The 16,120-nt window shown below is 55.8% G+C and carries 20 protein-coding genes; 13 read left to right on the top strand and 7 right to left on the bottom strand.

The annotated features are described in order from the left end of the window. Positions 1 to 198: 198 nt before the first annotated feature. Positions 199 to 981: a membrane-anchored protein gene (locus AB4Y96_RS06385; RefSeq protein WP_441916404.1), complete on the bottom strand. Its 783-nt coding sequence runs from the start codon at positions 979 to 981 to the stop codon at positions 199 to 201. 218 nt (positions 982 to 1,199) lie between these two features. Here AB4Y96_RS06385 and AB4Y96_RS06380 point away from each other — a divergent pair, with 218 nt between their 5' ends. From AB4Y96_RS06380 to AB4Y96_RS06365, 4 genes are all read left to right on the top strand, one after another. Then, a complete protein-coding gene (locus AB4Y96_RS06380; protein WP_091878745.1) occupies positions 1,200 to 2,225 on the top strand; it encodes a fatty acid desaturase in 1,026 nt (341 codons plus the stop codon). A gap of 222 nt (positions 2,226 to 2,447) precedes the next feature. Next, positions 2,448 to 3,362 (top strand): hypothetical protein, encoded by a 915-nt coding sequence (locus AB4Y96_RS06375; protein WP_441916317.1) that lies wholly within the window; start codon positions 2,448 to 2,450, stop codon positions 3,360 to 3,362. A gap of 177 nt (positions 3,363 to 3,539) precedes the next feature. Continuing rightward, the gene (locus tag AB4Y96_RS06370) at positions 3,540 to 4,040 is read left to right on the top strand and encodes an ankyrin repeat domain-containing protein (protein ID WP_441916316.1); all 501 of its coding nucleotides are present in this window, start codon (positions 3,540 to 3,542) and stop codon (positions 4,038 to 4,040) included. A gap of 86 nt (positions 4,041 to 4,126) precedes the next feature. After that, the gene (locus AB4Y96_RS06365) at positions 4,127 to 5,137 is read left to right on the top strand and encodes a DUF930 domain-containing protein (protein WP_441916315.1); all 1,011 of its coding nucleotides are present in this window, start codon (positions 4,127 to 4,129) and stop codon (positions 5,135 to 5,137) included. Positions 5,138 to 5,152: 15 nt separating this feature from the next. Here AB4Y96_RS06365 and AB4Y96_RS06360 read toward each other — a convergent pair whose 3' ends face one another. Together AB4Y96_RS06360 and AB4Y96_RS06355 are read right to left on the bottom strand one after the other, a co-directional pair. Further along, positions 5,153 to 5,620 carry a VOC family protein gene (locus AB4Y96_RS06360; protein WP_091878751.1) on the bottom strand — a complete coding sequence of 156 codons (468 nt, stop codon included), beginning with the start codon at positions 5,618 to 5,620 and terminating at the stop codon, positions 5,153 to 5,155. 160 nt (positions 5,621 to 5,780) lie between these two features. Beyond that, on the bottom strand, positions 5,781 to 6,035 hold the full coding sequence (locus AB4Y96_RS06355) for a GlsB/YeaQ/YmgE family stress response membrane protein (protein ID WP_091878753.1): 255 nt from the start codon (positions 6,033 to 6,035) through the stop codon (positions 5,781 to 5,783). Between the two features lie 162 nt (positions 6,036 to 6,197). On the opposite strand from AB4Y96_RS06355, the gene AB4Y96_RS06350 reads away from it, so the two are divergent. Further along, positions 6,198 to 6,659 carry a YidB family protein gene (locus AB4Y96_RS06350; protein WP_441916314.1) on the top strand — a complete coding sequence of 154 codons (462 nt, stop codon included), beginning with the start codon at positions 6,198 to 6,200 and terminating at the stop codon, positions 6,657 to 6,659. Positions 6,660 to 6,702: 43 nt separating this feature from the next. Here AB4Y96_RS06350 and AB4Y96_RS06345 read toward each other — a convergent pair whose 3' ends face one another. Further along, positions 6,703 to 7,878 carry an MFS transporter gene (locus tag AB4Y96_RS06345; RefSeq protein ID WP_441916313.1) on the bottom strand — a complete coding sequence of 392 codons (1,176 nt, stop codon included), beginning with the start codon at positions 7,876 to 7,878 and terminating at the stop codon, positions 6,703 to 6,705. Between the two features lie 121 nt (positions 7,879 to 7,999). Between AB4Y96_RS06345 and AB4Y96_RS06340 the strand changes: the two genes are divergently transcribed. From AB4Y96_RS06340 to AB4Y96_RS06325, 4 genes are all read left to right on the top strand, one after another. Then, entirely contained in the window at positions 8,000 to 8,380 is a 381-nt protein-coding gene (locus tag AB4Y96_RS06340; protein WP_441916312.1) for an ArsR/SmtB family transcription factor, read from the top strand. Continuing rightward, the gene (locus AB4Y96_RS06335; RefSeq protein ID WP_441916311.1) at positions 8,371 to 8,772 is read left to right on the top strand and encodes a (R)-mandelonitrile lyase; all 402 of its coding nucleotides are present in this window, start codon (positions 8,371 to 8,373) and stop codon (positions 8,770 to 8,772) included. Before AB4Y96_RS06340 ends, AB4Y96_RS06335 begins: the two co-directional genes overlap by 10 nt. 109 nt (positions 8,773 to 8,881) lie before the next feature. Beyond that, positions 8,882 to 9,070 carry a hypothetical protein gene (locus tag AB4Y96_RS06330; RefSeq protein WP_091878761.1) on the top strand — a complete coding sequence of 63 codons (189 nt, stop codon included), beginning with the start codon at positions 8,882 to 8,884 and terminating at the stop codon, positions 9,068 to 9,070. 368 nt (positions 9,071 to 9,438) lie between these two features. Further along, on the top strand, positions 9,439 to 10,326 hold the full coding sequence (locus AB4Y96_RS06325; protein WP_091878762.1) for a LysR substrate-binding domain-containing protein: 888 nt from the start codon (positions 9,439 to 9,441) through the stop codon (positions 10,324 to 10,326). 35 nt (positions 10,327 to 10,361) lie between these two features. Here AB4Y96_RS06325 and AB4Y96_RS06320 read toward each other — a convergent pair whose 3' ends face one another. Then, positions 10,362 to 10,523: a Thivi_2564 family membrane protein gene (locus AB4Y96_RS06320; RefSeq protein ID WP_091878764.1), complete on the bottom strand. Its 162-nt coding sequence runs from the start codon at positions 10,521 to 10,523 to the stop codon at positions 10,362 to 10,364. A gap of 216 nt (positions 10,524 to 10,739) precedes the next feature. Between AB4Y96_RS06320 and AB4Y96_RS06315 the strand changes: the two genes are divergently transcribed. Both AB4Y96_RS06315 and AB4Y96_RS06310 read left to right on the top strand, forming a co-directional pair. Continuing rightward, positions 10,740 to 11,153 (top strand): VOC family protein, encoded by a 414-nt coding sequence (locus tag AB4Y96_RS06315; RefSeq protein ID WP_441916310.1) that lies wholly within the window; start codon positions 10,740 to 10,742, stop codon positions 11,151 to 11,153. A 6-nt stretch (positions 11,154 to 11,159) separates the two neighbouring features. After that, complete coding sequence (locus AB4Y96_RS06310; protein WP_441916309.1) at positions 11,160 to 12,062, top strand: DMT family transporter; 903 nt, start codon at positions 11,160 to 11,162, stop codon at positions 12,060 to 12,062. Here the strand turns inward: AB4Y96_RS06310 and AB4Y96_RS06305 are convergent. Beyond that, positions 12,043 to 12,678, bottom strand: a complete 636-nt coding sequence (locus AB4Y96_RS06305; protein WP_441916308.1) for a glutathione S-transferase — start codon at positions 12,676 to 12,678, stop codon at positions 12,043 to 12,045. The two genes, AB4Y96_RS06310 and AB4Y96_RS06305, sit on opposite strands and share 20 nt — an antisense overlap. A 223-nt stretch (positions 12,679 to 12,901) precedes the next feature. Between AB4Y96_RS06305 and AB4Y96_RS06300 the strand changes: the two genes are divergently transcribed. Continuing rightward, the gene (locus AB4Y96_RS06300) at positions 12,902 to 14,086 is read left to right on the top strand and encodes an MFS transporter (protein ID WP_441916307.1); all 1,185 of its coding nucleotides are present in this window, start codon (positions 12,902 to 12,904) and stop codon (positions 14,084 to 14,086) included. A gap of 151 nt (positions 14,087 to 14,237) precedes the next feature. Then, entirely contained in the window at positions 14,238 to 15,539 is a 1,302-nt protein-coding gene (locus AB4Y96_RS06295) for a hypothetical protein (RefSeq protein WP_441916306.1), read from the top strand. Between the two features lie 3 nt (positions 15,540 to 15,542). Here AB4Y96_RS06295 and AB4Y96_RS06290 read toward each other — a convergent pair whose 3' ends face one another. Then, positions 15,543 to 16,118 (bottom strand): hypothetical protein, encoded by a 576-nt coding sequence (locus AB4Y96_RS06290; protein ID WP_441916305.1) that lies wholly within the window; start codon positions 16,116 to 16,118, stop codon positions 15,543 to 15,545. Between the last annotated feature and the right edge of the window lie 2 nt (positions 16,119 to 16,120).

Here is a 16,120-nt window from a genome sequence, read left to right as displayed (position 1 = left end):
CAATATGTCACAGAATTGACATGCTTCAGCTCATGCAAGGACGCAAACTGCTTGCGCATCACGCCCCGCCATCGCGGGGAAGGGATGAGAATCGGACGGGCAATGCGGTGCTGGTTCGTCTTTGGTCAAGCCAAATGACCAATTATTCGTCATTCCATCATCGGAATTCAGTTCGGGCTCCCGGTCATCAGGCGGGGGTTACGGGATTTGAATTGCTGTTGCAGCCTTTGAAGCTAAATGCGCGGCGAGCGTCTTTTCTGTCCAGAGCGGAAGTCCCGTTGCCACAGCCACATCCGGATCGGCGGTGTAGATTTTATGCCCCCGCGCGCTCAACAATAAAAGGATGTCGCGATCTGACTGGCTGTGATGACGGGTAAGCTCAAGCGCATTGTAGACATGGCCTGTCGAGGCAGGATCAATTCCTGAAATAACAACGCATGTCGCACCGTTTGCCAGCGCATAGAGCACTGCGGTGACACCGTTTGAAAACTTTGTATCGAGATCATCTTCACTGTTGAGGAGACCCGTCGCCTTTTTAAAAAGCGCCATTCGCTCATACCGGCTAATCGTCTGCAACCGGTCATAACTGTAGTTGAAAGCATTAAGGCCATCGGTTAACCGCCGCCGGCTTTCTGGCCAGCGCATGACATATAGCAGCCTGGTCCGCTCCCCATTCAGCACACGCCGCACTTCCCTCGCATTTTCGTTCATGCCGTAGACCTGGCGAAATTGCATGAAAGTTACATCGGGCACCGGAATGCCCCATCGCTTTGTAACGCTCTGGGAGCCATTGACTGTAATAACGCGAAAGCGGTCATCGAACCCTTCAGGCAGATGCGATGCGGGGGCGGACCCCGCCACCAGCACCGGCCCTTTGAAAGGCTCGGGATGAACTGGAACCTTCGGGCATAGAAGATGGTAGTGCAACTTGCGTAGAAATCTCTTTGTGTTGAAACGTTTCTCTAAAACGAACCTTTGCATGTGGCTGTTCACCTCAGTTGCACTGGTGTCACAACGCCTCTTCGGCGTGGGAGGTTCCCGTGCAAACCACGCAAAATCGCTGCGAAATGGGCGAATGCGTATCGGCATCCGCCAGCGCGCAGCGTCATTTCTTCTGAGGTGCACATAAATCCGATCCACACGACAAAAGAACGGTGCCGTCCCTTGTGCGGACCTGTGGCGCAAGCCTATAATGGCCGATGAAAAACTCCTCCTTGAATTCTGACGCTGGTTCCGGCGAACGCGCCTGGCCGAAAATCCTTTTGAATTACCGCAAACCAAATCGCGGTCGCAGCGCATTTGAACTGGCTGTGACGGTTATTCCTTTCGCAATATTCTGGGCTTTGTGCTGGGCGGCCGTGCATTATGGTTTCTGGTGGGGGCTGCTGTTGATCATTCCGGCAGCTGGTTTCCTGCTTCGCCTGTTCATGATTCAACATGATTGCGGGCATGGTTCGTTCTTTGCCCACCGGCATTCCGACGACTGGACCGGCCGGGTAATCGGTGTTTTGACCCTGACACCCTATGATTATTGGCGCCGCGCCCATGCGTTGCACCATGCTTCGGCGGGGAATCTTGATGAACGTGGCGTTGGCGATATCACCACCCTGACTGTCACCGAGTATCGTGCTCTGTCACGCTGGGGCCGGCTTGGTTATCGGCTATACCGGCATCCGGCTATCATGTTCGGCGTGGGTCCCGCCTGGCTGTTTATTTTCAAGCAGCGCTTGCCATTCGGCATGATGCGCTCCGGTGTCCAGCCCTGGGTTTCAACCATGGCAACCAATTTTGCCATCGCGCTTCTGGCGGCAATCCTTATCTGGTTTGTCGGTGTCATTCCCTTCCTGATGATCCATCTGCCGATTGTTGTTCTGGCTGGTGCAGCCGGCATCTGGTTGTTTTATGTCCAGCACCAGTTCGAAGAAACCCATTGGTCGCAAGGCGCCGACTGGAAATTCCAGGAAGCAGCGCTGCATGGCTCGTCTCACTACGACCTGCCGCTGGTATTGCGCTGGCTCACCGGGAATATCGGCATTCATCACGTGCATCATCTTTCCAGCCGCGTTCCCTATTACCGGTTGCCGGAAGTTCTGCGCGATTATCCGGAGCTTGGCGATGTCGGGCGCATCACCATCATGCAAAGCCTGCGCTGCGTGAAGCTGGTTCTCTGGGACGAGGGGCGGCGCCGGTTGATCTCATTCCGGGAAGCTCGCGCGCTGGCATAGCGCAAGCAATTTCACAAAAATATTATCCAGACCTTTTTGCCGCCTGCGCGTTTTGCGCAGGCGTACGTCTCCACGCCCTTTTTGTTCCCTGATCAATATAAAATATATCCGGCTGTCGATCCGGAACCAACTTTGTTCCGACGTGTTTTCGCCGTGATCTCGCCGGACAGCGACGTCCTGCGGGCAATTTTATCTGAAGAACAAAATGAATGGAGACGTACCATGGTTTCGTATGAACGAGGCACAGTGGATACAATTGCAGTGGACGGGCAGCGGCTGGCCTGGGGCGGTATTTTCGGCGGCACACTTCTGACGATTGCCGTGCAGGTCCTGTTTGCAGCCCTTGGGCTTGGCATCGGACTGAGCACAGTCAGTGCAACGGGTGATGGCGCTTCGGCGCAAGGCCTTGGCATCGGCGGCGGCATCTGGAGCGCCATTGTAATGATCATCGCATTGGCGATCGGCGGCTATGTCGCTGCGTATTTTTCCGGTCAGTACGCGCGCTGGAGTGGTGTCTTGCACGGCTTGGTTGTCTGGGCCGCTGGTCTGGTTATCGGCCTTTATTTGCTCGGCACAGCCGTTGGTGGTGCTTTTGGCGTTCTCGGTAGCGTCGCTTCCTCGGTCGGTTCGACAGCAGGTCAGGCCGTATCCGGTGCTGCCTCAACCGCCAAAGACATGATCCCGCAAGCGGCACAAGCCAGCGGCATCACCAAGGAACAGGCAGGCGCTGAAGTTGACCGCCTCGTTGACGGCGTTCTTAACCGCGACCCATCCGGCACGACATCCCTGACGCCGGAACAGGCGCGCAAGGAAATCGTCTCGGCTCTGACCAGTCATGCATTGGGTGAAGAGACGACTGCGGAAACCAAACAGCGCGTTACCGGTATTATTGCGGCGCAACTCGGCATTTCGCCTGATGAAGCCAACAAGCGTTACGACGCGGCTGTTGCCAAGATCGATGACGTAAAGGCCAAAGCCAATGCAAAGGTTGAAGAACTGAAAGTTCAGGCCAAACAGGCTGCCGACAAAACTGCGAAACTTGCCGCCAGTGGCAGCTTTGCAGCCTTTATCGCCATGCTGATCGGCGCAATTGCCGCGGCAATCGGCGGTGCGGCGGGCATTCGCCGCAATCATTGAGTCTTTGCCGTTTAAAAAAATCCCGCAGTACAAATTGCGGGATTTTTATCGCGTTGTCACCCCTGTGAAATCCGCTTGTCCTCCCTTGCTCAGCTGATGAGAAGCCCTGTAGAAGGCTGGCATAGATCCGACTGTGTAACGGGCGGCAGAAGCAATCAAATTGGTGAGGACGATAGCATGTCGAGATTGATTTCAAGCGTAGTCTTGTTTGGCTTGGCGCTGACCACAGGCGGTCTGGTTCCCGCGACAGCTGCAAGCGCGGCTCCGACAGCGGCTGAATGCAAAAAGCTCGACCCGAATGGACGGGATTCTGGCGGCGATCCGCATTTCGCCATTGCGATCCGGGACAAGAAAGCTGATCTGGTTGCCAAAATGCTGGCCTGCGGCGCTGACGTGAATCTGAAATCCCAGGAGGGATGGGCGCCGCTGCATACTGCAGCCTATTATGGCCCTGCCAGTGTGATTGATCTGCTCGTCTCCAAGGGCGCTGATGTCAACGCCAAGGGTGACTATGACAAGATGACGCCGCTGCATATGGCTGCCAGTTACGGCGATGATCCTGCAGTTATCAAAGCACTTCTCAAGCATGGTGCCGACAAGACCACCAAGACAGAGAGCGGCAAGACTGCACTGGAATTGGCGGCGGACAAACCGGCGATTGCCAAACTGTTGAAGTAAGGTTGAACATTCATCCGACTTTGCCACTTGTTGCGAGCCGTTCAAGCTCCTAGGTTTCGGGCATGTGGTCGATAATCGTCTAAGCAATGCTGCAATTTACCAAGAAGCTGCGGGCCGAACTTGGAGCAGGCGTTTTGACGTCTGTGGTCCTGCATCTTTTGGTGGCGGCGTTGTTGCTGTTTCAACTACCGGAATGGAAACCGACACCGCCGGAACAGGAGAGCGTCAAGGTTGAGATTGTTCCCCCGCCAAAACCCGAACCGGAGCCAAAGCCTGAACCGGAAAAGAAAGAAGAGAAGGTAGAAGCACCCAAGCCGCAGCCTGCACCCGCCCCCGCTCCTGCGCCTGCGGCGTCTTCGGACCATCTCCTCAAACTTCTGCCGCGATCCGAAAAAGAATCCACTGAAGACAAAAAGCCCCCTTCCGGCGAGGGTGAGACGCAAGACGCGGCTTCGACACCGCAGGACTCTGCCACTGAACAAGCAAAAGCAGACGCTGGACCTGGCGCCACTCCGGTCGAGGCACAACCAGCGGTGCCCGATGTGGCGGAAATGCAATCAACCCCCACACCCAGTGAAACAGCGGGACAGGCGGCACAACCATCCCCCACCCCGACTGCGTCTCATAAGGACGCTCCGACACCGCAACAAACGTCCGAACCTCAGCCCAAAAAAGCCGGTCCGGCATTCAAGCCCAATGGATCAAGAGCCATGAAAAGTTCCGATCCATTTGCCGATCTCAATCAACAGTTTCTACCCAGCCTTGATCCAAGGATGGGGCAGATTGTTGCCAGGCTTTCACCGGAAGAGCGGCTTGCCAGTCTCTGTACCTCGGAGGCGTTGTCACGATTGCGTTCAAGCCCCAGCACGGCGTCGAGAGACGCACTGCTTCCAAACGGCCCCTCTGGAGGCGTCATCTCGGCGACATCGTTTGATGGCACCGGCGCTGCTTTTCGCCTCGGCTCAAACTGGTACAATATGGATTACAGATGTTCGGTCGATGCGCGTATCAGCCGTGTGGTATCATTCAGCTTCAGAATTGGCGGTCTCATTCCTGTCAGTGAGTGGAAAGCCCGCAAATTGGACACTCGACGCTAGCACGGCATTATCGCATCACTCGCCATCCGCCGCTTTTTCAATCGTGGCAATATCAATCTTTACCATTTGCATCATGGCATTCATGGCGCGCTGGGCTCTGCCGGGGTCCTTATCCTGTAGCAGTTCGATCATCCTTGAAGGCACAACCTGCCAGAACAGCCCATACTTATCCTTGAGCCAGCCACATGCGCGTTCCTCCCCGCCTGCGGACAGTTTCTCCCAGAAATAATCGACTTCTTCCTGAGAGGCGCAATCGATGGTGAGGGAAATGGCTTCGGTGAATTTATATTGTGGTCCGCCGTTGAGGGCGACGATTTCCTGCCCGCCGAGTTGAAAGACAACCGTGAGCGCGCGCTCGGACCCGGCAGGCCGAAGAATGTCAACAATCTTCGAATCCTTGAACAGCGATACGTAGAAATTGGCGGCTTCCTCGGCCTGCTTGTCAAACCACAGGAAGGTTCTGATTTTCTGGCTGGTTGTCATGAAACATATCCTCCTTCGTCACAGCGCGCCTTTGGGCGCTGATATGCGCTTTATTGCCGGATGAGTCGCAGGTTTCGTGAATCATAGCTGTTGCTAAAGACCATAGCGCGACACGACGGGTGCCGCGCTATTTTAATCCACAGGGTGATACAGGCTTGGCTTAAGCAGATCTGTTGGTAATCGCGTGATAGAGCCAGAGCACGACGATGGAACCGATAACCGCGACAATCAGGCTGTAAATGTTGAAACCGGTCACGCCGGTTGCACCAAACAAGCTGAAAATAAAACCGCCGGCGACGGCGCCGACAATGCCGAGAACGATATCAAGGATAAAACCCTGACCGCTCTTGTTGACGATCTTGCTGCCAATAAACCCCGCAACAAGTCCAAGTACAATCCAACCGATAACAGACATGCACGCATTCCTTCCCTATCCATTGGCATAATGTCGTCATGTTTTCGCATAGATTGGATAAAATCAAGCTATGTTGTGCTTTGCCCCTGAATGAATAAACTCCTTTGGGGGGACGCAATACAGAATTTGAGTGAAAACCGAGCAACATTGAAGGAGATCGAGATGGGAATTTTCGATAATGCGGTACCGGGCGGAAACATTTCAAAGCCGCTCTTGATAGCGCTTGGAGCCGTTCTCGTTGGGAAAATGTTCAGTGGCGGTTCGAGCCAGCCCGCTCCAACTCCGGCAAATCCGCAGACAGCCGACAACGGCAACGCTGCTGGTGGCGGCGGCCTTCTTGGCGGTCTTGGCGGCCTTTTGGAAAGTCTGACCAATGCCGGTCACGGGGAAACAGCCGATTCCTGGGTGAAGCCCGGTGAAAACAAACCCATCGCGCCCAATGAGCTTGGCGTGGCTCTCGGCAAAAAGGCAATCAGTGAGATCGCCCAGCAGACGGGAATGAGTGAAGATGAACTGCTGGCGCAGCTCTCTAAAGTCCTGCCCGGCGTCGTCGACAAACTGACCCCGAATGGTCAGGTCCCGACCACTCAGCAGATCGCTTCGCTTTTGAAAACGTCTTCCTGACAATAGCGCTGGCCGAAGTGATCCCTTCGGCCAGCGGTTTTTCTCACGCGACGGAGAGTTCCGTCTTGCGCGCACCGACACTGGCAAGCCGCATCACCACAAGGCCCAGCAGCGGCAATGTTCCACCGATCCAGCCCAGATATTCAAGGCCGATATTGGCGATGATCAATCCGCCGACCAGCGAACCTGACGCTATCCCGAGATAAAGTGCCGAACCGTTTAACGAAAGCGCCAGCGGCGCGCTTTCCGGTGCGATGGCGAGAACCCTGCTGGCCTGTGCCGGTGGGAACATCCAGGCGGCGACACCCCAAAGAACCATAACCGCAATGAGCGCAGGACCAGCGATTTCATTGGGCCATTGCATGATCCAGCTGATTGCCATCAATGAGGCAGCATTCAGAAACGAAGCCGCGATGACCGTGCGCGTCGGCCCGAAGCGATCGGATAATTGCCCGCCAACGAAATTGCCGAGGGCAGCACCGAGACCGAAAGCCAGCAGGACCAGAGGGACCATTTCGCGGGAAAGACCCGTGCCCTGCACCGCGATAGCCGCAATGTAGGTGAACACTATAAAACCACCGGCCATATAGAGGAGCATGGTTACGAGTGCGGGCAAAAGACCGGGATGCCCGATAACGCCGAGCCGCTGTTTCAGCGTCAGCTTGTCGGCGCGCAGCCCGCTTGGAAGGAGGAACCACACGAAAGTCGTTGCGGCAGCGCCAATCAATGCCACAAACACATAAGTGCCGCGCCATCCGGCAAAAGACGCAATCAACGCGCCAAGCGGAGCGCCAAAGGCCACGGCCAGCGTGGTACCACCGACGATGACCGATATCGCCCGCGCCCGGTGGTGCGATTCAGAAATGGCAACCGCTGTTGCCTGTGCCGTGGCGGCGTAAAGACCAGCAGACATGCCGATAATCAACCGGGCGGCGGTCAGAAAGGCATAGGATGGAGCAAGCGCGGCAAGAATCGCGCCGATAACGAATGTCGTCGCGCTCCCCGCCAGAATGACACGACGGTCAGCCGAACCAGTGAGGGCCGCCAGTATAGGCGCACCCAGCGCATAGGCCAAAGCGAACATGACGACGAGATAACCGGCCTGCACAAGCGTGACACCGGTATCACCGGCAATCTGCGGCAGAAGGCTGGCGACAACGAAGCCTTCAATGCCAATGGCGAATGTACCCAACGCCAGACCAACGAGGCGAATGTCCATGGGAGTAATCCTTTGTTCAATGATCCTTGAACTATTGAACTCACCGGGATGTGAAGTCAAGAACAAAGTTCAACGATTATTGAACATTGAACTTTTCGCCTGATGTTGCTAGGTAGAAGCCATGACCCATCCGCTTTTTCATCCGGACGCCGAAGAGATTTCGCTTCCAGCCATCCTCACAGCACTTGGCGATGAGACACGTCTGAACATCATCGCTATTCTTGCGCGTAACGGTGAACGCGCCATGACATGCGGCCAATTTCTTGAACTCGGCTCCAAAACCGCTCTGAGCTATCATGTGGCCAAGCTGCGGGAAGCGGGTGTGATCAATGTGCGGCCTGATGGGACGAAGCGGCTGCTGACCTTGCGCCGTGTCGATCTGGAGGGGCGATTTCCGGGTTTTCTCGATTCGATCATCGCCTCGGCTAACACTATTCCATTGCGCGAGAACCCCATCGCGGCCAATGCGCCCGACCCAGCAGGAGAAACCGAATGGACGTAAAGACTTGCGGCTCCATACCCTCACGCCGCGCGCCGGAAGACTGGTTCACCGGAACGGTGTGGCAGGACCCGATCATTCAGGCCCCAGCGCCAGCGCGGCTGATCTCCGTCGTCGTGCATTTTGAACCCGGCGCCCGCACCGCATGGCACACCCATCCACTCGGCCAGACCCTTTATGTGGTTTCGGGTTCTGGACTGGCGCAGGTCTGGGGTGAAAAAATCCGTGAAATCAAAGCCGGAGACGTGGTTTGGATTCCACCGGGAGAAAAACATTGGCATGGCGCAGGCCCGGCAAATTCCATGTCACATATTGCCATGCAGGAAGCACTGGATGGCAATGCCGTCGAATGGATGGAAAAGGTTTCCGATAGCCAGTATTCCGGCGCGGAGTAGCGCCGCAAACGCTCAAATGTCATCGAAATGATATGCGTTGATGGCCTAATCTGCTAGCATGCCCCTGGGTGTGGAAGCAGGCATTGCAGATGAATTGAGAGGAAAAACCATGGCGTTCGAAGACATCAAGGCACAGATCGCACTCTTGCTTGAAGAGATGGTGCAGCGGCCAGCGGACGCTCATGAAATTCATGAAAGCTTGCGCGAGCACCTCAACGAACTGAAAGCCATGGGAATGCCGCTTCCCGAGGACCTCGTGGCCCTCGAGAAGCAGCTTGAAGTGGATTTTGATTCCTGACGGGCACGCTCAGACAGACCCTTTGAAGATATCTTTCTGTAGATCATCATGGGATGCAGGAGCCTCGCCGCGTAGGGGTCGACCATCCAGCATGCCCATGTCACGCAGCATGTGACTGGAAAAATCCGTAGCATTGAGGGTTGGAGGCACTGTTGGCCGGGCCAGCAATCGTCCAATGTTCACAAGCCAGCCCCAACGGGAGCTGGTATTGTCTATATGTGTGCAGTGTGATGGCGATGGGTTCATAACCTCAACTCCGGGTTCTACGCGCATCCGCGTCTTGGGTGGAGAATAGATGCGCCTGATCGCGCTTGTTTTCCAACAAAACCGCGAGTATCTTCCATAAGTACACCTTATGGATCGCCATCATGAATCTTCCACCCCTTGCCGCCATCCGGGTTTTTGAAGCCGCTGCCCGTCATGGCAATTTTACCAAGGCGGCGGAAGAACTCGGCATGACACAGGCCGCCGTCAGCTATCAGATAAAGCTTCTGGAAGAGCGCGTCGGCACGGCATTGTTTCTGCGGTTGCCGCGGCAGGTGGTGCTGACTGAGGTGGGCGCGCGGCTGGCACCTTCAACGACCGAAGCCTTCGAAATCCTGCGCGCCGCTTTTGCGACAACACGGGAAAGCGCTGATGGTGTCCTGACCATCACGACCATCCCGACCTTTGCCGCCACATGGCTGGTTCCACGCCTCGGTTCGTTTCAGATGGAGCACCCTTCACTTGCTGTACGATTGAAATCCACCCGGGACATGCTGGATTTTGCCCGTCAGGAGGCCGATGTGGGCATTCGCAGCGGTGAGACAAAATGGCCCGGCTTGGTCTGCCACAAGCTCTTCTATGCGAATTTCACGCCAATGCTGTCGCCTGCGCTGGCGGCCTCCATAGGTGGCATCAAAACACCGCAGGATATTCTCAAACTGCCGGTGCTTGACCCCGGTGATCCATGGTGGACCATCTGGTTCAAGCTCGTCGGCATCGAAAAGCCGGAGCTGCGCGGCGATGTGCGCAACCGGCTGGGTGATCAGCATCTGGAGGGACGGGCAGTATTGGCTGGACAAGGCGTCGGCATATTGACGCCGGTCTTTTTCCAATCGGAACTACAACAAGGACAGCTTATCCAACCGTTCGATGTTGTGGGGTCAGGCAAGCACGCTTATTGGCTTGTGTACCCGGAGGCGCGGCGCAACGTTCCAAAAATCCGCGCGTTCCGCGACTGGGTGCTCAGCCACATAGACGAGATAAAAATGTGAAAAGACGGGGCTCAAAAGCCCCGCCATAGTGATCCTTAGAAGATTGCGAGATAACGCAGCAACGAGATAATACCAATCACCACAACGATCACCTGAACGATCTGCTTGGCGCGGCCATCAAGCGGCAGCATCTGGACAAGATAGAGCACAAGAAAAATCACCAGAACGGTGATCAAAAGGCTGATAAGTATGGACATCACAAACTTCCTGTTTTCGGGATCTGAACAATCGTAGCCTGACAAAACTCTTCGCTGGCTATTTTGTTCCATGAAAGCAGGTAATTAGACCCCGGCAAGATTGCTGATTGCTCCCGGCAGGACAATGTTTCGCAGCATTTCGAACTGTCATGCGTTGCATTGCCCGTAAACTTGCTGATAGCGTTGTCATCACTCCCGCTTCTCAGGATTCTTCCCATGCGCTCGCTGTTTCATCTTGCCTATCACGTCCATGATCTCGATGAAGCACGCGGCTTCTACGGCGGCATTCTTGGCTGCGAGGAGGGGCGGAGCACGGATAGCTGGGTCGACTTCGACTTCTTCGGTCACCAGATTTCGCTGCATCTGGGCAAGCCGTTCGAAACAACCAATACGGGCAAGGTTGGCGACCATATGGTGCCCATGCCGCACCTCGGCGTGATCCTGCCACTGGAAGACTGGAACGTCCTTGCGGAACGGTTGAAAGGGGCGAAGGTTGATTTCGTCATGCCACCGGTGGTGCGGTTCAAGGGCGAACCCGGCGAGCAATGGACGATGTTCTTTCGCGATCCATCAGGCAATCCCATCGAAGTCAAAGGCTTTGCCGATTTCGCCAGCGTCTACGCCAAATAATCCATCATGGAATTCAAGCCGTCGAACCTGAAGGCTGCGTTCTGGATGACCGGGTCGTTGACTGCCATTCTCCTGATGGCAATTTCGGGCCGGGAAGCATCAAAAGAACTCAACGTCTTCCAGATCATGGAAATGCGCTCGCTGATCGGGCTGGCCATGCTCTACCCGCTGATCCGCTCCTCCGGCGGCGTGCGGGCGATGAAGACAGGCCGCATCTGGGAGCATCTTGGCCGCAATGCCGCGCATTATGCCGGTCAGTTTGCGTGGCTGCAGGCCCTATCCCTCATCCCGCTGGCGCAGGTAATCGCCATTGAATTTACGACGCCTGCGTGGACAGCGGTCATGGCTGTCGCCTTTCTTGGCGAGCGGATGAACCTTTTGCGAACGCTGACAATCCTGCTTGGCATTGTCGGTGTCATCATTATCGTGCGACCCGGCGTTGGGACGATTGAAGTTGGCCAGCTGATCGTGCTTGGAGCGGCCTTCACGTTCGGCATCTCCTTCACCATGGTCAAATCGTTGACCCGCACGGAAAGCGTGGTGAAAATCATCTTCTGGATGCTGGTCATCCAGTCCGGTATCGGATTGCTGCCAGCGCTGCATGTCTGGCAATGGCCGACTGTGCATGCATGGCCGTGGATTGTTATCATTGCTTTCACAGGCACTTTTTCGCATTTCTGCATGGCAAAAGCCCTGCTCTATGCGGATGCCACCATCGTGATCCCGATGGACTTCCTGCGTGTACCTCTCACGGCGGTGCTCGGCTGGCTTATCTATGCGGAGCGGATTGATATCTATACCGCGCTCGGGGCAGCGCTGATCCTTTCAGGCAATCTTCTGAACCTGAAAAACAGGAGTGTTCCGCGCGTGCCACAGACCTCACCTGCTGCTACTGACCGAACAGCGTAGGCGCATCACCCGCCTGCCATTTCGGATATTTGAGCATGACGGCTTCAAACCGGCCGGATGATACAAACTCGCCCAGCCAGCGTTTCACATTGGGCCGGGCAAGTGCGTCCCACCAATCCGTATCCACACTGGCAAATTGCCTGACAAAGGGCAGGATTGCCATATCAGCAAGCGATGGTGATGCACCGAAGAGATAGCGCGACCAGGCGAGGCGCTCTTCATAATCATCCAGAATGGCCAATGCCTTCGCCCGTTCGGCAAGCGGATCGATCTTTTCAAAACGCGCCGGATATTTATAGCGGTCAAGACTGCGCTTGAATGGTCCATCATTGCGGGCAATCCAGCCGCCATCATCCACCCCAAGCCAATGTTCGGGATCGTGCTGGCTTAGGGTCCAGCGCATGATGTCGAGGCTTTCATCGATGACCGTGCCATCCGGCAATAGCAGCATGGGCACGGTTCCCGAGGGTGAGACGGCCAGAAACTCTGGTGCCTTGTCCCTCAGCATGATTTCCCGCAGCTCGCAGGTCTGATGCGAGGCGTGGACAGCCAGCCTTGCCCGCATGGCATAGGGGCAGCGGCGAAAGGAATATAGGATTGGCAGATCACGCGTCATGGAGTGCCTCGATTGCTGCGAGTTTTCATGAAACGGCGCGCGATAACAAGTCTTAGGCGGCAATTGTTTGATTTATGAATTTAATTCACGGGTGTCACGCAATATCACCGGATTATCAATGGAATGCACTTCGACCATATTCAGCGCAACCGGATCGCTATCCGTCATCATTCCATTTACGGGCCGGACTGAAATCTGACCTGCCATTTCAAAGGATAAGACAATGCCTCTCGCACTTCTGGCGTTGACAATCAGCGCCTATGCCATCGGCACGACAGAGTTCGTGATCGTCGGCCTCCTGCCTACCGTTGCCGGTGATCTCGGCATCACCCTGCCACTCGCCGGACTTATCGTCAGTGTTTATGCGCTTGGCGTCACTTTCGGCGCACCTGTTCTGACCGCCCTCACCGGCAAGATTGAACGCAAGCCATTGCTGCTTGGTCTCATGGCCCTTTTCATCGTCGGCAATACGGCTGCGGCCCTGTCACCGACCTATGAGCTACTGCTGGTTGCCCGTGTCCTGAGCGCTTTTGCGCATGGTGTGTTCTTCTCCGTCGGCGCGACAATTGCCGCTGATCTGGTTGCGCCCAATAAGCGCGCATCGGCCATTGCCATGATGTTCCTCGGCTTGACCGTTGCCATCGTTACCGGCGTTCCGCTTGGCACCTTTATCGGTCAGCAGCTCGGCTGGCGTGCAACATTCTGGGCTGTCGCTGCCCTCGGCGTCATTGCATTCCTCGCCATTGCCATGCTTCTGCCTTCGAAGATCGCCAAGGCCGCTCCTGCCCGCCTGATTGATCAGGTGCGTGTTCTCGGCAGTGGCCGCCTGCTTCTTGCCTTTGCCATGACGGCTCTTGGTTATGGCGGTACATTCGTGATGTTCACGTTCCTTGCACCGGTATTGCAGGAAATCACAGGCTATGCCGGTTCAACAGTCAGCCTCATCCTCGTGCTCTATGGCCTGTCGATTGCCGTGGGTAATATGGTTGGCGGACGCGTTGCCGACGGCAACCCGGTTGGCGCGCTGATTGTAATGTTCGCCCTGCAGGCTCTCGTGCTTGCAATCTTCACCTTCACGGCTGTATCGCCGATCTGGTCACTGGTCACACTTGCTGCACTTGGTGGACTGTCCTTCTCAAACGTGCCCGGTTTGCAGCTCTATGTGGTGCAGCTTGCCAAGATACACACGCCGGAGACCGTCGATGTGGCATCTGCTCTCAACATCGCCGCCTTCAACCTCGGCATTGCCGGTGGTGCATTCCTCGGTGGCCTTATCGTGGCTTCGCCGCTTGGCCTTGGCGCTACACCATGGGTCGGTGCGATCCTCGTGGTCGGTGCTCTTGGCCTGACGATCTGGAGCCAGGCACTTGACCGGCGCGCGGCTACAACGGCTCTTGCCGCCTGCTAACCAGAACGCTGATTACGCCAAGCAAACTGCGCTGGATATCCGGCGCAGTTTTTCATTGTCTGTCCTTTGCGACAGAAATCCAAAGCGCGCCCAAGGGTGACAGGGCCGTCAATTTTGCTAAGGTCCGCATGAGATTCGGGAGGGACCTGTCATGCTGGCTGAAGCGGTATTGCCTATCAAGCTGACATTCCGGCTGTGGTGGAGATTCTGGCCGCAACTGTTTGCCGTGGTTCTGCTCGGCGTCATTGCCTCCAACATACTCATGCAATTGGCAGTCGATGCCGCCTTCGCCAATCACTATGCGGGACTGGCGGTGCTGACATTGGTTGCACTGGCGCAGCTGGTAACCACCGTTTGCATGATCCAGATTATCAGGCCCGGCCTTCCGGCACTCAATGCGGCTCAAGAAAAGAGACAGCCTGATAGCGGGGAAGATACCGCACGCAAGAGCCTTTCAAGACTGGTTACCATGGTGTCCGTCGCGCTCATTCCCTTCTTTGCCTATTACGCCGCATGGGGATTTCTTGCCAATACCGTGCGGCAATATTCGCGTGCGGCGCTTGAGCAGATGCCCTTCGGCGAAAGCGGCGGCAATGTCCTCGACGTACTGGATTCCAGATGGATACTCTTGTCCGTCGCCGTCTCATGGGCGGTGCGCCAGCTAGCAAAGATCATGAAGGAAAAGACCGGTCAGTCTGTCTGGCAGATCATCATGGTCGTGTGCGAGACAAACTGGGTTTTTATCGGTCTCTATATTGTCAGCCGCTGGAAAGACAGCTGGATGAAGGCGTTGAGCGAAGGCAATCTGTGGGGCTATTTCAAGTCACTGATTGCAAGCCTCTCCGAGCCGGTTTCGTCTGCCTATGCTGCGGTGGGTTTCATACCGGTCGAACAGACCCCGCAAGCCTTCAGCACGGTTGCGGTGAGCCTGTTTTTCCATGCGCTGATACCTGTCATTTGGCTCGTCATGGTGGCGTTGGTCTATGGTTACGACGTGCGCGACGAAAAGGAACTTCTGCGCATCCATCACCGTGTCGAACGTTTCGGCGAGCGTTATAAAACGATCCCGAAATTCCTGCGTGATTTCATCGAACATTTCATCGGCGGCTATCGCTCGCGCTACCTGCCCATCGCCAACAGCGTCAAGCTGACCCTCAATTCCGGACTGCTTCTGATCCTGACATTGATCCTCGGTTATCGTTTTATCGAATGGGCTGGGGCATGGTTATGGCTGGGGACGGCAAGACTAATCGGGCCGCATTCATTTGACGTGTGGCGCGCGCTTTCGAATGGCGTAGCGTTTCTGTTTGGCAGCTCCCTACAGGACTCCTCAACCGGTATTCTGATTGAACCGTTGCGCATCTGCTTTCTGGCCGCTGTTCTGGAAACTGCATTCTCCATGACCCGCAAACCCAAGGACGTGGTAGCCGAGCCTGTACAAGCTGCAAGCTAAGCCCTATTGCGGGCGGGCAAAGCGCAGATAATAGGGACGCTCGGTGCGCATACCGATTGTCGGCCGCAACTCACCAACCACATTGGCAGGAACAAGATAGGTTTCCTCCACCACCCGCCGGTTTCCCTTGCTGACACCGGCAAAGATAGTGGTAACACACGTCTCTATACCCTCGGCCCGAGGTGGCAGACCCGGAACTGACGTTGGCGACCACGAACGCCCTGACGCATCGACAAGCCGGATGGAGCACATCACCCAAAGGTTTCTCAGATCGGGATCACCAATCTCGACAATGAAGCGCGCGATAACAGGTACTGAATTTTCCGGAAGTGACTTGGAATTTTTGCCATCAGTGACCGTGCGGAATTCGACAAACTGCCAGTCGCTGCCACCATAGCGTGCGCTTTGACCCGGGGCGACGTCAACAGGCAGAAAGTCGTTACTTTTTCCCATTTCCTTGAGATCATCATAGGACGTAACAAGCAAAGTCAGGGGAACGAGCAGGATCAGCGCCCAAAGGCTGCGCCGTCGCCAACAGCGTTCGGAAAGGTCAGGTGTTTCCTCGTATAGAGCGCTCATCT

The organism is Phyllobacterium sp. TAF24, assembly GCF_052113785.1.
Classification (GTDB): Bacteria; Pseudomonadota; Alphaproteobacteria; order Rhizobiales; family Rhizobiaceae; genus Phyllobacterium.
Note: the sequence above shows the minus strand (reverse complement) of the source record. Positions and strands in the feature narration are given on the sequence as shown.